This is a genomic window from Sunxiuqinia sp. sy24 (assembly GCF_052677165.1).
Genome location: NZ_JBQYLH010000016.1, coordinates 1 through 18,588, shown reverse-complemented (window position 1 = coordinate 18,588; position 18,588 = coordinate 1). Strand labels below are relative to the sequence as shown.

Below are 18,588 nucleotides of genomic sequence, written 5' to 3'. Positions count from 1 at the left end.
TGTCCACTCAAAAAAAGACTTAAACTTCTATCGATCGTTTAATCCAGCTAACAAAAACGAGCCTCCAAACCAAAACGGATCACAATATCCGACGATAATCCCAAAGCCCCACTCTATTAAATGTAAATATTTCTAAATAAGAGAAAAAAGTTAATCCGAGCAGCTCATTCCGCTAGAAAATTCAAAAACACGGAATATTTCACCAAGCGTAAAACAGATTTATATACCTTTGCCTTCCTTATTATTTATTGAGAACTTTCAACGTAAATGCAAGTATTAAATTTTGATACCATTGTTATTGGCAGTGGCTTAGCAGGCTTAGCGGCAGCCTACCATGCTTCGAAGCACGGAACCGTTGCTATCCTTTCAAAATCACAGCTGGACACCAGCAATTCCTATTACGCACAAGGGGGAATTGCCGGGGCAATAACCGACGAGGACTCGCCTGAATTGCATTACCATGACACCGTTGTTGCCGGACGGGGACTATGTGAAAAAGAAGCCGTTCAGCTACTGGTTACTGAAGGTCGTGATCGGATTTTAGAGCTGATTGAACTGGGAATGCAGTTTGACAAAAAAGACGGAGAATATGTTTTAGGGCTGGAAGGCGGACACAGCAAACGTCGCATTCTGCATGCCGGAGGCGATGCCACCGGAAAAGCGCTGACCTGCTTTCTGCTACAAATTGTGAAAGAACAGCCAACCATCTCCTCATTTGAATATACAGCCGCAACCAAATTGTTAATTGACGAAGGTCAGTGCACAGGAGTTCAAGCCATTGATTTTATCTCGGGCAAAAGCATGATCGTCACGGCCAAAGCCAGCATTCTGGCAACGGGTGGCCTTTCGCGTCTGTTCAGCCGAACAACGAACCCTCACACGGCAACGGGCGATGGGATTGCATTGGCTTACGATGCGGGTGCCGAACTAGCCGACATGGAATTCATTCAATTTCATCCCTCGGCCCTTTCCTTAAAGGACAAGGATGCATTTTTAATTAGTGAAGCCGTACGCGGAGAAGGTGCTTGGCTGCTGAATACAAACGGAGAACGATTCATGAAAGAGGTGCATCCACTGGCGGAGCTTGCTCCACGTGACATTGTAGCCTTTTCAATTTACCGTCAGATGCAAAAACTCAAGAGTCCGCACATCTACCTCTCGATGAAACACATGGATCCGGAGAAGACAAAAACCCGCTTTTCGACCATCTACAATAAACTCAAAGAATATGGCTACGACATGACCACCGACCTGCTACCGATTGCTCCGGCAGCACATTACATGGTTGGCGGCATTAAAACCGATTTGAACGGAGAAACTAATATCTCTGGGCTTTTCGCCTGCGGCGAAGTTGCCTCGACGGGAGTTATGGGCGCCAACCGACTTGCCAGCAACTCACTGTTAGAATGTTTGGTGTTTGGAAAAAGAGCCAGCGAACAAGCGGCAAAACGAAAAGCCGCGACACATCAGCAGATCATCCAAGGCGGGCTTTCGAATGACCCGAAAAATGAGCAAGCCTTTCTTCAAATCAAAAACAAGATTGCTGATCTCATGTCAGACAAAGTAGGTATTGTTCGCAACGGAAAGCAGCTGCAGGAAACAATCATCGAGTTGGAAGCAATGAGCAAGCAGCTTCCTTCAAAAACAACCGACTACAACGAACTAAAAACCAAGCAAATTTTACAAATCTGCTTGTTGATTACGCGATCGGCCTTGCTGCGCGAAGAAAGCCGCGGCGGACATATTCGGGAAGATTACCAACACGAGTCCCCCGACTTCCGACTACATATTATTCAACAAAAAAATAAAGAACCTCTATTTATACCCATTCAAACATGATGAACGCACAAGAACTGGAAGCAGCTAAAACACTCATTCAGCTAGCGCTGGACGAAGATGTTGCAACGGGAGATATTACAACCAACAACCTCATTCCGGCAGAGACCCGCCGCAAAGCCTACATGGTAGCTAAAGCTGATGGCGTGATTGCCGGCTTGCCCATTGCCGAAATGGTTTTCCGCCACTTTGATGAAAGCCTGGTTTGGGAACCTCAGGTTGAAGAAGGTGCACGCGTAAGCAATGGAACCGTGCTGGTTCGTTTTGAAGCATCGTACCGAGCCCTGCTAACGGCAGAACGGACCGCGCTAAACTTCTTCCAACGCCTGTCGGGTATTGCTACCATGTCGGCCCTATACGCCGATGCCGTGAAAGACAGCAAAACCGTTATTCTGGACACCCGCAAAACCTTGCCAGGATTCCGCATGCTGGACAAATACGCGGTAAAAACAGGCGGAGCAAGCAATCACCGCATTGGCCTGTACGATATGGTAATGATTAAAGACAACCACATTGAAGTGGCTGGCGGAATTACTCCGGCAGTGGAACAAATCAGGAGTAAAATTCCGGCCGACATAAAAATAGAGGTGGAAACCACCACGCTGGAGCAGGTACAAGAAGCGGTAGAAGCCAAAGCCGACATCATCATGCTCGACAATATGGACAATGCCACCATGACCAAAGCGGTTCAGTTAATTGCAGGGAGAGCTAAAGTTGAAGCCTCGGGCAACATGACCATTGAGCGCCTAAAAGGGGTGGCAGCAACCGGAGTCGACTACATCTCCATCGGGGCCTTAACCCACTCGGTACAAGCGATGGACATCAGCCAACGATTGGAAGAATGAACCTCGTCATTGACATCGGAAACAGCCGCATTAAGCTGGCTCTATTCAACGAGCGCGACCTCATGTTCAATGTCCCGTTAGACGAACTAAAACCCGAACACATTCAGGTTTTGCTCGATGAACACGACGACTTGCAACATGCGATTGTCTCTTCCGTACGCGAATATTCGCCAGAGCTAAAAAGCTTTTTAGAGCGCTCGTTTAAAAACTTTATCGAGCTAGATGCCAACACCCCCGTGCCAATTACCAATCGGTACGAAACACCGGGCACCCTCGGGAAAGATCGGCTGGCAGCTGCCGTGGGCGCCACCGAGATTTTTCCTGATAGAAACGTTCTGGTCATTGATGCAGGTACCGCGATCACTTATGAAATCATAACAGCCAACAAGGAATATTTAGGTGGAAATATATCTCCGGGACTCGAAACCCGTTATAAATCGCTTCATCAGTTCACCGGAAAACTTCCCTTATTGAAGGCAACGAATGAATTCCAAATGATCGGAACAAACACGGAATCAGCGATTCAATCCGGGGTTCAGCTTGGACTCTTGTTTGAGGTTGAACAGTATTTAGACTACTTTAACACTATTTACGAAAATTTAGAAGTCATTATTACCGGGGGTGATGCTAAATTCTTTGATAAGAAGTTAAAAAATTCCATCTTTGTACACTTTAATTTAACGCTCATCGGTTTAAACAGAATTCTGGAATACAATGTTAAAAAAACTTAGAGGAATCTTCATCAGCGGATTATTCGTTCTCATTGGATTGACTTCATTCGCACAAAACAATAACACCTCATCGCCATTTTCCCGTTTCGGTTTAGGAGACCTTCATCCCTACTCATACGGGCGTTTTGCCGGAATGGGTGGCGCATCTTTAGGTAGCCGACACCAAGTACAGATTAACTCTTCGAACCCGGCATCCTATGCCGCAATTGACAGTTTATCTTTCATCTTTGAATTTGGAGCTGACGGACGGATTTCGGAATACAAATCAGCCAATTCAAAGTATACAACCAACGATTTTAACTTCAGGTATTTCTCCTTTAGCTTCCCTATAAATCGCTGGGCTGCTGCCACTGTCGGGATTACACCTTATGCTGACAAAGGATATGAAGTTTATGTCGAAGAAGATATGCCTGGCATTGGAAGAGTCGGGAAAAGTTATTTTGGAACAGGAACCATTTCAAAAGCCTATTTGGGTGCTGGATTTAACCTCACTGAAGCACTTTCGGTCGGAGCCAACGTTTACTATTTATTCGGAACACTCAACCAAAACAACTCGATCTATTTTATTGATGACCCTGAACAATATGGGTTTAACGAAACAGAGCAATCGCGCTTACGTGACTTCGCTTACTTGCTGGGAGCCCAGTATGATATCAACTTAAAACCAGATGAATACCTGACTATTGGAGCCACCTTCGAGAAAAAAGCCAAGTTTACTGCTTTCCACTCCTTAACACAAGACAAAATTTTAAATTACGGCGGCGGTATATTATCTGATTCCATCAAGCACATTCAGGATGAAGCCGGAAAAATACAGCTACCGACCAGCGTGGGGATAGGCTTAAGCTATACCAAACTGAACAAACTGGAAGTTAATGCTGACTATTACCGTTCGCAGTGGAGTGAAGCCAAGTTTTACGGCAGTACAATTCCGGAGTTGACCAACCAAACACGCTACAGTGTGGGTGCAGAGTACATTCCTGAAGCTACTTCCATCCGAAGCTACTTGAAACGTATCCGATACCGTGCCGGATTGCACCTGGATAAATCATACTTAAAAATCAACAACCAGCAACTTAATGAAACTGGCATGAGTTTTGGTATAGGATTACCAGTCGGACGTTCGAAATCCACTATTAATTTAGCAGTGGAACTAGGCCGCCGGGGAACGGTTAAAGACAACCTTATTCGTGAAAACTATACCAAAATAAGTTTATACTTGAAATTGTATGACCGCTGGTTTATTCAACGAAAATTCGACTAATCAAAAAAAAGTGTAATTTAATAATACTTGATCATGAAACCTTTATTTTCTAAAACAATCTTGCTCACCATAGCACTCGTTGCAATGACAGGAGTTTCCGTTATTGCTCAAAGAGTCATCAAGGGCACCGTCTACCGTGAAGGAGAGAAAGCAGCTGGGGTGACTGTGGAAGCTCACAAATCTTCCGACTCATACATGACTAGTTTTGATGGTAAATATGAAATCGAAGTTAGTGACAAAACAAAATATCTGGAGTTTACCTTTATTGACGACAGGCGAAAACTGGACATTGAAAATAACACCAGTAACGTGATTGACTTTAGCTTTGACGGAGAAATTCCAACTAAAGGTGGAGCAGCTGCTGTTGATGGTGGTGTTGACCTCAGAACAATGCAGGAGCTGGTGAAAGCCAAAGACCGCGACTTCATGACGAATTTGTCAATGTATGACCAATTCTACAAACAAGACGATTTCAAATCAGCGATGAAACCTTGGGAAAAAGTATACTACAAATACCCCAAGTCAACCCTGAATCTTTACATTCACGGAGCCAACATGTATGAAGCGGCTATCAATAACGAGACCGATTGGGATAAAAAAGATGCCTTCATCGACTCATTGATGTCTGTTTACGATCGTAGAACAAAATACTTCAACCAAGAAGGTTATGTTTTAGGACGGAAAGGTACTGACTATCTAAAATTCAAATTGGATAATGAGAACCTAAATGATGATGAACTGAAATCAATTTTAAAAGAAGGATATGGCTTCTTGGAGGAATCGATCAAACTAGAACAAAAACAAACAGAAGCAGCTGTTTTAGTTGTATTCATGCAAGCAACCAAACGTCTGTTTCTGATGGGCGAACTCCCCAAGGACAAAGTGGCTGCCAATTATCAAACAGCTTCCGAAATTATCAACAACTATTTGAAAGAAGAGCCTAACAGCGAAAAATACACCACTTCAAAAGAATTGGTAGACCGCTTGTTTCAGACCAGTGGTGCCGCTGATTGCGAAGCACTGATTGCCCTTTACGAACCTCAATTTGAGACGATTTCTCAGGATGTTGAAGATCTAAAAAAGATGCTTCGTATCCTGGAGCGTAGAGACTGTACTGACAGCCCCCTATTTGCCAAAGCATCAGACAAGTTATATCAGTTAGATCCTTCAGCTGAAGCTGCTTTCAATATGGCCCGTTTGTTTGTGAAACGTGATCAGTTCGATCGTGCCAAAGAATATTACAACAACGCCATTGAAGCTGAAACGGACAAAGAATTACTGGCTAAATACTATTACGAGTTAGGTTCGTTTATTTTTGCGAAAGAACAAAACTTCCAAAAATCTCGCGATCTGGCACGCAAAGCTGTTGCCAATAACCCAAGTTCAGGTCGTGCCTACATCTTGCTAGGTGACATCTATGCTTACTATAGCAAAAACTATGGAGAAAGCGATTTGGAGCACCAATCCCTGTATTGGCTAGCAACTGATTATTATCAGAAAGCCAAACGTGTTGATCCGGAAGTATTCGGAACGGCAAATGAAAAAATCAACCTCTACAAGCAATATTTCCCCGATAAGGAAACCTTGTTCTTCGAGGGATTTCAGGATGGACAAAGCTATAAAATTGGTAGTTGGATCAATGAAACAACAAAAGTACGTGCCAAATAACAACGCACAAACCAAATATTCTAAAGTAAGCATTGCAATTCTCCTTACGGGAATTGCAATGCTTTTCTTTTCTTGTGCAAACAAGATTGAAAAGATTAAAGAACTCTCTGCAGGAGAGAATATGGCAGGAATGGAAGCCGAAAACTATGAGATGCTTCATTCCGACTCAACCATCATCCGGTTTAAATTAATTACCCCCAAACTAATTCGCTACGACAAAAGCGAAGACCCTTTTATCGAATTTCCTCAAGGAGTTAAAATTGAGCGCTACAACGAAAAGATGGAGCAAATCGCTGGTATTACCTCCAATTATGCGCGCTATTATGAAAAAGAAGCCAAGTGGGAAGCAAAGAATAATGTTGTTGCCATTAATCCTAGCGGAGATACCTTAAAAACAGAACATCTGATTTGGGAAGAAAAAAAAGGAATCATCTATTCGGAACAGTTTGTCAAAATCATACGTAAAGATCAGGTAATTACTGGTATTGGCTTCGAATCCGATCAGAACCTTTCCAACTGGATCATAAAAAACCCGAAAGGCCCCCTTTATATTGAAGTTGACGAATAACAGCCCATGGAAACCCTGATTATCATCATCTTTATAACGATCCTGTTCTCCGCCTTCTTCTCCGGGATGGAAATTGCTTTTGTGTCGGCCAATAAACTGAGGCTGGAACTGGATAAACAACAAAACTTCGTCAGTGCCAAAATTCTAACCTTGTTCACTCGAAATCCAGGACAATACATTGCCACCATGCTGGTGGGTAACAACATTGCTTTGGTCATTTATGGTATCGCATTTGCGCAACTGCTGTCACCTTTTTTTTATCGATTCATTCCGCGAGATAGTGTTGTGCTCTTGCTGCAAACCATCAGCTCCACCTTGCTGATTTTGTTCACCGCCGAGTTTTTACCCAAAACACTTTTCCGTATCAACCCCAACTCTTTTTTACGTTTCTTTTCCGTGCCTCTCGGCTTTTTCTTTTTTCTATTCTACCCCATCACCCAGCTAACCATGTGGATCTCCCATGTTTTGCTGAACACGATTTTCAAATCATCTTTTGACCAAAAGATTAAAAAGAATGTATTTAACCGCATCGATCTCGACCATTTTGTAAATGAGTCGGATGAAGCTCAACAACGTCGTGAACACGAACTGGAAAGCGAAGTTAAACTGTTTCGTAATGCCCTCGACTTTTCAAAAGTCAAACTACGTGAAGTCATGGTTCCGCGTACGGAGATGGAAATCATGGACATCAATGCCAACATGGAAGACCTCATCCAGAAATTCATTGAAACCGGCTATTCACGTATCCTTTTCTTCCAGGATAACATTGATAACATTATTGGCTACATTCACCACTCCTCTATTTTTTCAAACCCGGGCTCCATACGGTCAAACCTGAAGCAGGTACTGATTGTACCCGAAACCATGCCAGCCAGCAAACTTCTTAGTAAGTTTATTTCGCAACATCGCAGCATAGCCATTGTCGTTGACGAATTTGGAGGCACTTCGGGTATGGTCACCAGCGAAGATATTTTAGAGGAGATTTTCGGAGAGATTGAAGATGAACATGATACCAGCGATTTTGTAGAACGACAAATCAGCGCCAATGAATATATCCTGTCGGCCCGAATCGAGCTGGATGATCTGAATGAAAAATACGACCTCGGTTTTCCTGTTAAAGAACATTTTGAAACCTTGGCCGGCTTCATCCTCTTTCACCATGAGAGTATCCCTAAAATCAACACGGTGATTGAGATTGACCACTACCGTTTTAAGGTATTAAAAGCTACAAATACGAAGATTGAATTGGTAAACCTTAAGATATTGGACAACAACTAAAATAAAAAATGATTCTTAAGGAATAATTCCCAAAATTGCTATCTTCGTACCTCGTAAAAAAATAAGTAAATCATAATTCAATAATTATTAGTCAATGGCTACATTACAGAGAATAAGAAATCGTGCCGGCTTGTTGGTAGCGATCATTATTGGACTTGCATTAGTTGCCTTTATTTTAGGTGACATACTTCGCTCAGGTAGTTCATTATTGAGGCCTCAGCAGTTAGAAGTTGCCGAAATAGATGGAGAATCTGTTCAATATCCCGATTTTCAAAGACAAGTTGAGGAAATGGCTGAAATCTACAAGATGAACACCGGAACCTCTCAGCTAGATGAAAACACATGGGTTCAAGTGAGAGAGCAAGCCTGGCAAAACTTAGTTCGTGAAATCGTGATGAGCGACGTATATGAAGATTTGGGCTTAACGGTTACTGCCGATGAACTATTTGATATGGTTCAAGGTAACAACCTACACCCGATTATTCAACAGCTCTTCCGCAATCCGCAAACCGGACAGGTTGATAAAACAGCCGTGCTGCAATTCCTGAAGTCGCTGGATTTGAATGCAACCGCTCAACAAAAAGCATATTGGCTATACATTGAAGAACAAATAAAGGAAGAACGTATTCAAACCAAATACAACAACTTGGTTCGTCAGGGTTTGTATGTTACAAAAGCTGAAGCACAAAAAAGCCTGGAAGCCAAAAACCAACAGGCAAATATTCAGTACATTCGTCTACCTTACATTTCAATGCCCGACAGTGCCGTTTCAGTATCTGAAGACGAATTGAAAGCTTACTACAACAAGCATCAAGACAACTACAAACAAGCTGAAAGCCGTACCATTGAATACATTACTTTCGATGTAAAAGCAACTGAATCGGATGATGCCAATACGCTCAAATGGGTGGAAGATATCAAAGATGAATTTGCAGAGGTATCAGAAAACGAGCAATACGTCAACGTCAATTCAGATGTGCCTTTCGAAAATATCTATCAGAAGAAAGAAGCGCTGTCTGCTGACCTGGCCGAGTTTGCTTTCAATAACAAAGCAGGTGCTGTTTACGGCCCTTTCAAAGAAGGAAACACTTATAAACTGGTCAAAATTGATGATTTCAAAGATCTTCCTGATTCGGTAAAAGCTCGTCACATCTTAATCAACCCTGAAAAAATGGGAAGTTACGAAGCTGCTTTAGCTTTGGCTGACAGCCTGAAAGGGTTGATTGAAAACGGAGCAAGTTTTGCCAAATTAGCAGAGCAATATTCTGAAGATACAGGTTCGGCTCGTGAGGGCGGTGACTTAGGTTGGTTTAAAAGGAACCAAATGGTAAAACCGTTTGAAGAAGCTGCGTTTAATGGTGAAGTCAATAAGTTGTACACCACAACATCACAGTTCGGTGTTCACCTAATTCAACCTACTCGAAAAGGAAAAGAAGTAAAACAAGTACGTTTGGCTACCCTTTCACGTACCATTGAACCAAGTACTCAAACTTACCAGAATGTGTATGCCCAAGCCAGTAAATTTGTTTCCGAAAATCAGGATTACAAATCATTTACTGATGCTATTACCAATGAAAAATTGACGAAAAGAATTGCGACCATTGGCGAAAACGACCGCGAAATAAGAGGTCTTGCTGAATCACGTCCAATGATTCGTTCAGCTTACCAAGCCGATGTAAAAGACATTCTTCATAACAACGAAGGTTCTGCTATTTTCGAATTGGGTGACAGCTTTGTGGTAGCCGCCTTAGTTAGCGAGACTGAAGAAGGTATCGCCTCTTTCGAGGAAGTTAAGCCACGTGTTGAGCTCGCCGTTAAGAAAGAGAATAAAGGAAAAGCCTTAGCTCAAAAAGTTAAGGATGCGACTAGTGGAAGTGATCTGGAAGCTACCGCTACAGCACTGAACACTGATGTAAAAACAGCCAATGGCTTAAGCTTCAATTCAACGTCTATTCCTGCAGTTGGTATGGAACCTGCCGTAATTGGAACCTTAGCTAGCTTGAAGCAGGATGAAGTATCCTCTCCAATTATTGGCCACAACGGTGTTTACCTCGTCAAAGTAGTGTCAACAACAAAAGGAAATGATGACGATTTGATGGCCGAACAAATGCGCTTAAATCAAACAATGGGTTCACGCGCCATTTACCAGGCTTATGAAGCACAGCGCAATGCTGTAGAAATTGAAGACAACCGGGCTAAGTTCTATTAATCGAACGTCCGAACACAATATCGAAAAGCAGGCCAATGAGCCTGCTTTTTTTGTGCCATACTTTTAGCTTCCCCACCCCTTCTTGGTCGAATAAAAACCCGGGGACAGCATCAATCCAAGAAGGAAAAAACGAAAGAATTTACCTGGATGATGATGGCACCCCATACTATCAAACTACTTCCCACCGCCCAAAAGCTTCCTTTTAAACCAACCCCTGAAGTTATCTGGGATGCATTCAACATCGAGGGAATAGCAATGATTTTTTGACTTGAGGATGCCTTGATGGCTGCTGACGCTGCAAGCCCATTAAACCATTTCTAATGGGTTTGTATCGTCTACCACGACTGACGAAAAGTGAAAAAAGAATGGAATTGAATAACGTACGTTAACGACTACAATTCCTGAATATAAATCTCTTTGAACTGCATGAGCATAGCATCCTTTTCATGAATTTGAAAAGCGATGTGTCCTTTCATACCCACATCTAATTGCCGATGTGTTTCATCATTCAACGTGCCCGCACCTTTGTAATTGGTAATTTTAATACCGTTCAACCAAGCCTCAATTGACGTGCCCACGCATCGGATACGCATCACATTCCACTGGTTGGTCTCCTCGGCATAATAAAACAGTATCTTCTTAGACTGCATCGATTCATTCACCCAAGCATTTTTCGGAAGGTTCGGAAAAATCCACCGCTGGTTTCCCTGCGTTTCATCCCAAACCATGCCGGTTCGCCAAGACTCAGGAGGATGAATGTCGACCTGAGGGCCATTCATCCAATATTCATCATCATTGTAACGCGAGCGAACTTGCACGCCACTATTTCCGGTACTGGTTTTGAAAGCCCTGAATTTAAACTTCAACTCAAAATCATCGTACTCTTTCTCCGAATATAACCAAGCATATTCATGCTCCTGATTGTTTAACGAATTGGCCATGATGGTGCCATCGATCGCCCTGAAAAAGACATAATACCGGTCTCGGAGTGCTTTTTTCTCCACCCAACCATCCAGGTTTTTCCCGTTGAACAACGAAACAAAATCACTTTGAGAAATAGCGGCGGACGAAATCAGAAAGGATAAAAGAATCAAAATCAGTTTCAACTTCATACAATTTCGACTTGGTTCAAGTTCAGTTTTATTTATTTAAAAAGAATTCCTAAAGTTCGATTTTTCATTGCTGAAATGCAAGTGCTTTATTTGCGCTGTCAACCTCTCGAATTGAAATGGCTAGATAGAACCTTCGTGCGTTTCCGTCTACTACAATTCAAGTAACTAACTGAACAAACGCACCATTCGATTGTATAAAGTAATAAAATCGAATCAAAATGACAGACCGACGCGAATTCCTAAAAACCATGGCTGCCATGACTGCTGCCATTTCTGTTCCTTCAGCCCTTTACGCCAACCAACCACAGCAAGATAAACTTGGTGAAATTCTTCCTCTTCGAAAATTGGGTAATACCGGCGAAAACATTACTATGCTTGGCGTAGGTGGGTATCATATTGGCTGGACCACCGATCGCGACGCACAGGAAGTGATTGAAGCTGCCCTGGAAGGTGGGATCCGATTTTTCGATACCGCCGAACAATATGGCCCCGCTACCAGCGAAGAACGCTATGGCCAATATTTAACTCCTAAATACCGCGACCACATCTTTTTAATGACCAAAACCTTGGGACGAACAGCTAACGAAGCTCAACAACATCTGGATGATTCGCTTCGACGAATGAAGACCGACTACCTGGATCTTTGGCAAATGCATTCACTAACTACTCCTGAGGATGTCAACAGCCGGATGCAGGAAAAAGTACTGGATGTTTTAATCCGTGCCAAGGAAAGTGGCAAAGTAAAACACATTGGTTTTACTGGTCATCAGAATCCATTCGCGCACAAACGAATGCTGGAACTCACCCGCGATGCCAATCCGATTGACACGGTTCAAATGCCCGTCAATGTGCTGGACCAGTCGTATTTCAGCTTCACGCAAAATGTGATGCCCGAATTGATGGAGCGCAATATTGGTGTACTGGCCATGAAGACCTTGGCTGATGGCCGTTTTTTCGCAACCAAAGAGCGTGCAAACTGGCAAACCGATGATCCGGTGATTCCAAACTATATCAGCATGGAAGAAGCATTACATTTTGTTTGGTCCTTACCGGTGAGCACCATTATTACCGGAGCCGAGAAAGCCGACTTTATTCGCGACAAAGTAAAAATGGCAAAATCGTTTATCAAACTCAGCGAAACTGAGCGTTTAGCTTTAATCGAAAAAGTAAAAGACAAAGCGCTGGCCGGAAATATCGAATATTTCAAACAAAAGCCAGCGTGATACAGGAGAACTCGCTAATGTTAGCTCACGCATTTATTGAATTATTTTTTTGAAGAAATCTTCATCCTACGGAAAAAAAAGAGGTTTATTAAATCAAATGTATCCAACCGGACATAAAGGTATCAAACAAAGAAAGGCCCAACGAAAATCGTCGGGCCTTCATCAATCTTTTTAGGTGCTTCCTACTGCTTGGCCATTTTCAAAGCTTGCGTCGTAGTGTAATACTTGGTAATCATGTTAGGCACTTCCCACTCGGGCAATTTGCCCTGCTTCAGGTAGCGCAGGTATTTCTCTGTTACCTGTGCAAAATGCGCCTCGTGTCCGACTTTGTATTCATCCGGAATTTCAATAGTCCATAGTTTATCTTCCAGTTTGACCAATTTCAGCCCGGGATATTTTGTTGCGATATCCTCACTCACCGCTTTCTGAAGCCCATCTTCAAAGGTATTCAGCCCTTTGTCAATGGTAGCTTGAATATAAACGGTGGGCTTGTAGTTTTGCTCTTCCCCTTGCTTAATAATTACATCGCACAGCGAACCGCGCATAATGCTGTAATGGGTATCGCCTGTTCCTTCCGGCGCCTGGAAGTTCCAGATAACTGATACTTTGGCATATTTCCCCTTCAACTTATAAGTAAACTCGCCATTGGTGTAGGCCTGCAACTTGCCATCCACCACATCCTTTTGAAGGAATTCGGGGAAAGCGTCTTTCTGAGTAACTTCTTGAAACTGATCTAAAGAGAGTTCCGTAGTCCAGCGGCTGGCATTGACCATTTCCACATCTGATTTTTGAAGTATTTGCTCCGGGAAAGCTTCCCACTGAATCATGTCGACCAGGTGCGTGGTAACGTCCACCATTCCTTCACCTTGTTGCTCGGTATCGAAAAACCAATCCGGGCGTTTAATCGGATTACCTGACACGTACTTAAAAATATGGTGTACACTTTCCTTGGTGATGGCGGGCTCTTCTGCCGTTCCATCTTTCAATTGACCAAAAACCTCTGGAATTTTAGATAATTCGCGTTGAATAATGGTTGTTATCTCATGGCGTTCAGTCATAATATCATACAACAACACCCCATTGGCTTCTGCTGATTTAAAAGCTTCTTCCAGTAAAGCAAAGCCTTCTGTATTGATGGCCATAGGCTTATCGGCAAAAATGTTGATTCCAGCATCAGCTGCCGCTTTGATGTAGTCTATTTTCTTGGCATTATTCCCGGAAACCATCATCACATTACCCGGTTTTTCAGCCAACATTCGTTCCAGGTAGTCATCGCCGGCATATACTTTCTCTACCCAGTTTGTGGGATTTTCCGCACGCGTATTAAAACCTTCAATCCGGTTCAGATGATCCTGAACATCATCGCCTTTTGGAGCATAAACGTATACCGTCGGATCAATTTGTTCATACATTTGTTTCTGTACCAAGGCAGCATGAAAGTGACCCGGATCCAGAGTCATTATTTTTACTTCACCTTTAGCTCCTGTAAATTCAGACTGTGTTTCTTCTGTTTCAGCTGATTTCTGTCCGCTGCCAGAGCAGGCGCCCAGAAATACGACCGATAACAACATAAAAATGTGGGATTGATTTCTCATTTCTTTGATCAATTTTGTTGATTTAGTTTGCTTGCACCTACAAAAATAAGATTTTCCGTCAACTGATTACAAACAGGTTCTCTTAACAAGTCCTTTATCCATCAATATCTTTAAAATCAATTTCAGAAGTATTTCCATTCTGGAAGGTAATTGTAGCTACCGCCGTATTCAGATTATAACCGTTTTTGAAGATTGAGGGGATGCACCTCCCCTCAATCTGTCTTATCCCCTACTTATGCTGATCAATGCAGCACTACTTCATTACATAATTCGTTCCGTATGGAAAACGTTGCGGACGGCTGAGGTACGAATTGGCTTCATCATCGTTTTTGAAACGCTCTGCCGTTGGATCCCAATTCAGTTTCCGTCCCAATTTCATAGCAATGTGACTTACCAGGCAAACCGTACAGGCTCGATGCCCAATCTCAACCGGAGAGATGGGTTCTTTCCGGCTTTGAATACAATCCAGCCAATTACCGTGCTGCTCATTGCTTTGGTACAAATGAATTTCATTCTCGCCTATTTTTGACTTCAGAATTTCAGGATTACTTGCATCCAACGCTTTCGCACTTTTTTCTTTATCTACCGGATCACTTGCTGAAGCCACATAGCTACCGCGCGAAACAAAAATCCAGCCATCGGTTCCTTCATAGCGAATCCCATTGGTATAACCTCCTGAGGTGTACATGCTAATACCATTCTCATATTCCGCCTTCACCATAAAGTCGCCATGCACATTCCACAAGCCCGATTTCGGAAACTCAGCTACCGCCTCCACCGAAATAGGGCCGGTATATTCGGTATCCATTCCCCAAGCTGCAGAATCAAAATGATGTTGTCCCCAACCGGTAATCATGCCCGCACCATACTGCTCCAAACGCAACCATCCCGGACGACCATAGCCTTTCTCCGGGTGCACCCCAATCTCGATGTATGGAACCTCCGGCGTTGACCCGAGCCACATGTCGTAGTTCAATCCTTCAGGAACAGGCATCTCCGCAGCTTCAGGCCCTGAGGGATCACCGGGCAAGCCAACTTTCACCGTGTGCAATTTCCCGATGCGGCCGTTACGAACCAACTCGGCAGCAATGCGAAACTGAGGCGACGAGCGCTGCTGGGTTCCAACCTGCAAAATCACACCTTGGCGATGAACAATATCACTCAGTTGGCGACCTTCCTCAACCGTAAGCGATGTTGGCTTCTGCAGATAAATATCTTTGCCTGCCAATGCGGCTTCAATAGCTGGTTGCGAATGCCAATGATCAGGCGTACTGATCATGACTGCATCGATGTCTTTATTCAGAAGCATTTCGCGGTAATCTTCGTACATCTTCACATCCATGTACTTGTCGCCCAACTTCTCGCTATAAAAATCCTCTACCAATTTCTTACCATCAGCCATCCGGTTTTTATCCACATCACAAACGGCAATCACCCGTGCAATATCATATTTCATTGTTTCCGCCAAATCGTGGCTTCGGGCAATACGACCACAACCAATCTGGGCAATATTGATTTTATTACTTGGAGCGTTTTTCCCAAATACAGAAGAAGGGACAATAGTTGGAAGGATAATGGCACCAGCTGTTCCGGCAACCGTATTTCTTAAAAAATGACGTCGTTTCATAAGTTTATCGTTTTTCGGTTAATTAATCATCTTAAAGTTTTGCGGGTGAATCATCGCATTTCAAATCACCCAACACGTACTGTGCTCCATCGAGAAAAAATTTCAGGAGTCGGCTATCCTCGAAACTTTGAGCATTGTGCGAAGGCGACACATAAAACACGCGTCCTTTTCCGTGCCTTTTGATCCACGATACGTATTTAATCTGCTCATCAATGGGTTTATTCTTCTTCGTAAGCTTCGAGGTATCCATATAGAGCAAGGGGCGAAAATTCTTTTTCGCATAGGCTTTATTAAAGAGGTACGGCTCATCAATATGAACGAAAGGCTCACCATCAAAAGCTTTCACCAGGGGATGATCAGGCTCAGCCAATTCAAGCGTAAGCTCCTGTTGCGCCGGATGATAATCGAAACTTCCGCCAACCATTTCACTGAAGGCCATGGAGTTGTTCTGCATGACGATAGCTCCATGCACCACCATTAATCCACCACCTTTTTTGACATACTTAATCAGATTTTCTTCAAGCTCTGCTGCTTTCTCTTTTCGTTGCTCCTCGGTCAATTTTTCATCCTGATCCAATACATCCAGAAACAAATCCCTTCGAGGTCCTTTCGAACAATTACTGTTCAAAACAACAGCATCGTATTGACTTAGGTTTTTCTTTTCAAACTTGAAAATATCAGTGCTTATTTCAACCTCAAAGGCTCCTGATTTTTCTCCCAACGCCTTCATCACGGCATTGGTATGAGGAATTACCCAATGATTGAATCCTGTAAATAGACTAAAGACAAGCACCTTACGCTGTTTGGCGGGTTGAACTTCCGCTTTTTCGGGGGCTAGCTTAATTATTTTCTGAATCCACTCTTTGTTGCATTCAAATTCTTTCTGCTGCGCATTGGCAACAAAAATAGAGAAGATGAATAAAATACTAATCAAAATTTGTTTAGGCATGATTTATTGGTTTTATACTGTTGTTACTTTAAAATAAACAATTTAAGATTTTATTTGACTACGGTTTGTCAAAATTTACTTTAAGGGGGCTGGCAAATACCTGCCAATATTGCTCGGCTTGTTCTTTGGTGAGTTGGCCATCAAAAAGCAACAGGCGGTATTTCTGCGAGTAGTTTGTTCCCCGTTCAATTTTCCAGTCAGTATGCCGGATGGGACAAAACTGAAAATAGACATCACCTCTTCCGCCATTGGCATCAACAGGCCAAACACGCATCGGCTCAGGATATTCCCGGTTTGAGGGATGACTCATAAACAAAATACCACTCCTACCGGGAACCGACTCGCCCTCAACAATGCACCATCTAGCTTTGGTGCCATCTGCCGTCAAGCGGTCATGGTCCTCTGAGGTCAGTACCGAGCTATTTTCTTTGGTCCATTTTTCAGTAGCACGAAAACCGATACCTCCACCATACCGGTAAGCATCGAGTAAAATACCCGAATCCAGCGGACTGTTCAAGGTACTTGTATAATCAATCAACCACACTTTTCCTTCTGAATCAATGTTCCATGCACTTACATCCAACACTTCGTTCAGTGCCACTTGGTCCGCACCTTTGGCTCCAAAGTCAATATGCTGCTGCAAAGCACTGAACCCACTGTATACCGGCCCCTCAACCTCGGATAAAAAGTTAGCAAACTGCACTGTTCCCTGCCCTTTCAGCAGATTCCAAAAATCAACCTCGCGTCCGTCGATATGCGTTTTGGTCCAAGGTCCCCAAATGCCATAGTGATGGTAATGGTCAGGCGCCTGAATACGGGTTAGCTCCTCGCCTCCCGGCGACCATAGGGGGTGAATAAATCCGGAACGCTTAAAAAGCGGATTAACGCCTTCGGGCGGATAAACTTCAGCCACCTGATAATTCAGAATAGGCTTTTCATTAAAAACCAGTTTTATCCCTTGCTGATTTTTCTCCAGTAAGATTTTGGAATCTGAAATAACCCGGTCAGCGGCTTTATAAACATACTCCCGACTTTTTCCTGTAGGTAGTTCGCCTGTCAGCACAAAGCACAATCGTTGAGCTTTCCCTAATTCCAACTGACTCGACACCGGAACTTCCCTTTTGCCATCGAGCTGATAAAGCTGAAAATGATCATTATTCAACTCCAAATCAGCCGATGAAAGATCAACACTCACCGGACAATTAGATCGATCGTAATCTCCGGCATAAACATGAAACCGAAGTTCCTGCTGAGCCCTAACCAACATGGTTCCTATAAGCAAACCACAAATGAGTGAAAGTTTTAAACGCATAGCCTTCAAATTACAAGGTTAGTCATGTAAAAATAGCTTAAATAAATAGTCATGACCAGTATTTTTCTTGCATGTATCCGTATTATTATTGCACGATTAATGAAGCAATCAAACTTCTACTTCCCAGGAGAATAACTCACACCTAACGAAAAAAGCCTACTCAAACATGAGTAGGCTTTAACTTTCTATTAGGTCAATTGAGTCGCCATACGAACAATTAGGAACAGAAAAATCATATTGAAAAAAATATTCGCTCCTGAAAATACTTACAGCAAGTAGAAATAAAATTATTCAGCGGCCTCGCCTGGAACAGCTACTTTGGCTGTTTCTACAATACCTACATCACCCATGATGTACGTATCAGGTCCCAG

At 43.0% G+C, this 18,588-nt stretch carries 14 protein-coding genes; 9 read left to right on the top strand and 5 right to left on the bottom strand.

Going from position 1 to position 18,588, the window contains the following annotated elements:
• The first annotated feature begins 267 nt into the window (after positions 1–267).
• The 8 genes from nadB (at position 268) to ACUNWA_RS13920 (ending at position 10,399) form a co-directional block, all read left to right on the top strand.
• The gene (nadB, locus tag ACUNWA_RS13955) at positions 268–1,839 is read left to right on the top strand and encodes an L-aspartate oxidase (protein ID WP_445592541.1); all 1,572 of its coding nucleotides are present in this window, start codon (positions 268–270) and stop codon (positions 1,837–1,839) included.
• Positions 1,836–2,681 (top strand): carboxylating nicotinate-nucleotide diphosphorylase, encoded by an 846-nt coding sequence (gene nadC / locus ACUNWA_RS13950; protein ID WP_445592540.1) that lies wholly within the window; start codon positions 1,836–1,838, stop codon positions 2,679–2,681. Before nadB ends, nadC begins: the two co-directional genes overlap by 4 nt.
• The gene (locus tag ACUNWA_RS13945) at positions 2,678–3,412 is read left to right on the top strand and encodes a type III pantothenate kinase (protein WP_445592539.1); all 735 of its coding nucleotides are present in this window, start codon (positions 2,678–2,680) and stop codon (positions 3,410–3,412) included. The genes nadC and ACUNWA_RS13945 overlap by 4 nt, the downstream gene beginning before the upstream one ends.
• Positions 3,396–4,676 (top strand): hypothetical protein, encoded by a 1,281-nt coding sequence (locus ACUNWA_RS13940; RefSeq protein WP_445592538.1) that lies wholly within the window; start codon positions 3,396–3,398, stop codon positions 4,674–4,676. Before ACUNWA_RS13945 ends, ACUNWA_RS13940 begins: the two co-directional genes overlap by 17 nt.
• Before the next feature lie 33 nt (positions 4,677–4,709).
• Complete coding sequence (locus ACUNWA_RS13935; RefSeq protein ID WP_445592537.1) at positions 4,710–6,344, top strand: hypothetical protein; 1,635 nt, start codon at positions 4,710–4,712, stop codon at positions 6,342–6,344.
• On the top strand, positions 6,316–6,912 hold the full coding sequence (lptC, locus tag ACUNWA_RS13930) for an LPS export ABC transporter periplasmic protein LptC (RefSeq protein WP_445592536.1): 597 nt from the start codon (positions 6,316–6,318) through the stop codon (positions 6,910–6,912). Before ACUNWA_RS13935 ends, lptC begins: the two co-directional genes overlap by 29 nt.
• Before the next feature lie 6 nt (positions 6,913–6,918).
• Complete coding sequence (locus ACUNWA_RS13925) at positions 6,919–8,190, top strand: hemolysin family protein (RefSeq protein ID WP_445592535.1); 1,272 nt, start codon at positions 6,919–6,921, stop codon at positions 8,188–8,190.
• 94 nt (positions 8,191–8,284) lie between these two features.
• The gene (locus ACUNWA_RS13920; protein WP_445592534.1) at positions 8,285–10,399 is read left to right on the top strand and encodes a peptidylprolyl isomerase; all 2,115 of its coding nucleotides are present in this window, start codon (positions 8,285–8,287) and stop codon (positions 10,397–10,399) included.
• Between the two features lie 392 nt (positions 10,400–10,791).
• Here ACUNWA_RS13920 and ACUNWA_RS13915 read toward each other — a convergent pair whose 3' ends face one another.
• Positions 10,792–11,511, bottom strand: coding sequence for a 3-keto-disaccharide hydrolase (locus ACUNWA_RS13915; protein WP_445592533.1), 720 nt, complete (start codon positions 11,509–11,511; stop codon positions 10,792–10,794).
• A 218-nt stretch (positions 11,512–11,729) separates the two neighbouring features.
• On the opposite strand from ACUNWA_RS13915, the gene ACUNWA_RS13910 reads away from it, so the two are divergent.
• Positions 11,730–12,734 (top strand): aldo/keto reductase, encoded by a 1,005-nt coding sequence (locus tag ACUNWA_RS13910; protein WP_445592532.1) that lies wholly within the window; start codon positions 11,730–11,732, stop codon positions 12,732–12,734.
• 182 nt (positions 12,735–12,916) lie between these two features.
• Here the strand turns inward: ACUNWA_RS13910 and ACUNWA_RS13905 are convergent, their stop codons facing one another.
• The 4 genes from ACUNWA_RS13905 to ACUNWA_RS13890 form a co-directional block, all read right to left on the bottom strand.
• The gene (locus ACUNWA_RS13905) at positions 12,917–14,329 is read right to left on the bottom strand and encodes a putative oxidoreductase C-terminal domain-containing protein (RefSeq protein WP_445592531.1); all 1,413 of its coding nucleotides are present in this window, start codon (positions 14,327–14,329) and stop codon (positions 12,917–12,919) included.
• 253 nt (positions 14,330–14,582) lie between these two features.
• Complete coding sequence (locus ACUNWA_RS13900; protein ID WP_445592530.1) at positions 14,583–15,956, bottom strand: Gfo/Idh/MocA family protein; 1,374 nt, start codon at positions 15,954–15,956, stop codon at positions 14,583–14,585.
• 31 nt (positions 15,957–15,987) lie between these two features.
• Positions 15,988–16,905, bottom strand: coding sequence for a ThuA domain-containing protein (locus ACUNWA_RS13895; protein ID WP_445592529.1), 918 nt, complete (start codon positions 16,903–16,905; stop codon positions 15,988–15,990).
• 58 nt (positions 16,906–16,963) lie between these two features.
• Positions 16,964–18,217: a DUF6807 domain-containing protein gene (locus tag ACUNWA_RS13890; protein WP_445592528.1), complete on the bottom strand. Its 1,254-nt coding sequence runs from the start codon at positions 18,215–18,217 to the stop codon at positions 16,964–16,966.
• Between the last annotated feature and the right edge of the window lie 371 nt (positions 18,218–18,588).

Excerpts from the sequence above, each read along its gene's own strand:
- nadB (WP_445592541.1), top strand. The coding sequence starts at position 268 with ATGCAAGTATTAAATTTTGATACCATTGTTATTGGCAGTGGCTTAGCA.
- nadC (WP_445592540.1), top strand. The coding sequence starts at position 1,836 with ATGATGAACGCACAAGAACTGGAAGCAGCTAAAACACTCATTCAGCTA.
- ACUNWA_RS13945 (WP_445592539.1), top strand. The coding sequence starts at position 2,678 with ATGAACCTCGTCATTGACATCGGAAACAGCCGCATTAAGCTGGCTCTA.
- ACUNWA_RS13940 (WP_445592538.1), top strand. The coding sequence starts at position 3,396 with ATGTTAAAAAAACTTAGAGGAATCTTCATCAGCGGATTATTCGTTCTC.
- ACUNWA_RS13935 (WP_445592537.1), top strand. The coding sequence starts at position 4,710 with ATGAAACCTTTATTTTCTAAAACAATCTTGCTCACCATAGCACTCGTT.
- lptC (WP_445592536.1), top strand. The coding sequence starts at position 6,316 with ATGAAACAACAAAAGTACGTGCCAAATAACAACGCACAAACCAAATAT.
- ACUNWA_RS13925 (WP_445592535.1), top strand. The coding sequence starts at position 6,919 with ATGGAAACCCTGATTATCATCATCTTTATAACGATCCTGTTCTCCGCC.
- ACUNWA_RS13920 (WP_445592534.1), top strand. The coding sequence starts at position 8,285 with ATGGCTACATTACAGAGAATAAGAAATCGTGCCGGCTTGTTGGTAGCG.
- ACUNWA_RS13915 (WP_445592533.1), bottom strand. The coding sequence starts at position 11,511 with ATGAAGTTGAAACTGATTTTGATTCTTTTATCCTTTCTGATTTCGTCC.
- ACUNWA_RS13910 (WP_445592532.1), top strand. The coding sequence starts at position 11,730 with ATGACAGACCGACGCGAATTCCTAAAAACCATGGCTGCCATGACTGCT.
- ACUNWA_RS13905 (WP_445592531.1), bottom strand. The coding sequence starts at position 14,329 with ATGAGAAATCAATCCCACATTTTTATGTTGTTATCGGTCGTATTTCTG.
- ACUNWA_RS13900 (WP_445592530.1), bottom strand. The coding sequence starts at position 15,956 with ATGAAACGACGTCATTTTTTAAGAAATACGGTTGCCGGAACAGCTGGT.
- ACUNWA_RS13895 (WP_445592529.1), bottom strand. The coding sequence starts at position 16,905 with ATGCCTAAACAAATTTTGATTAGTATTTTATTCATCTTCTCTATTTTT.
- ACUNWA_RS13890 (WP_445592528.1), bottom strand. The coding sequence starts at position 18,217 with ATGCGTTTAAAACTTTCACTCATTTGTGGTTTGCTTATAGGAACCATG.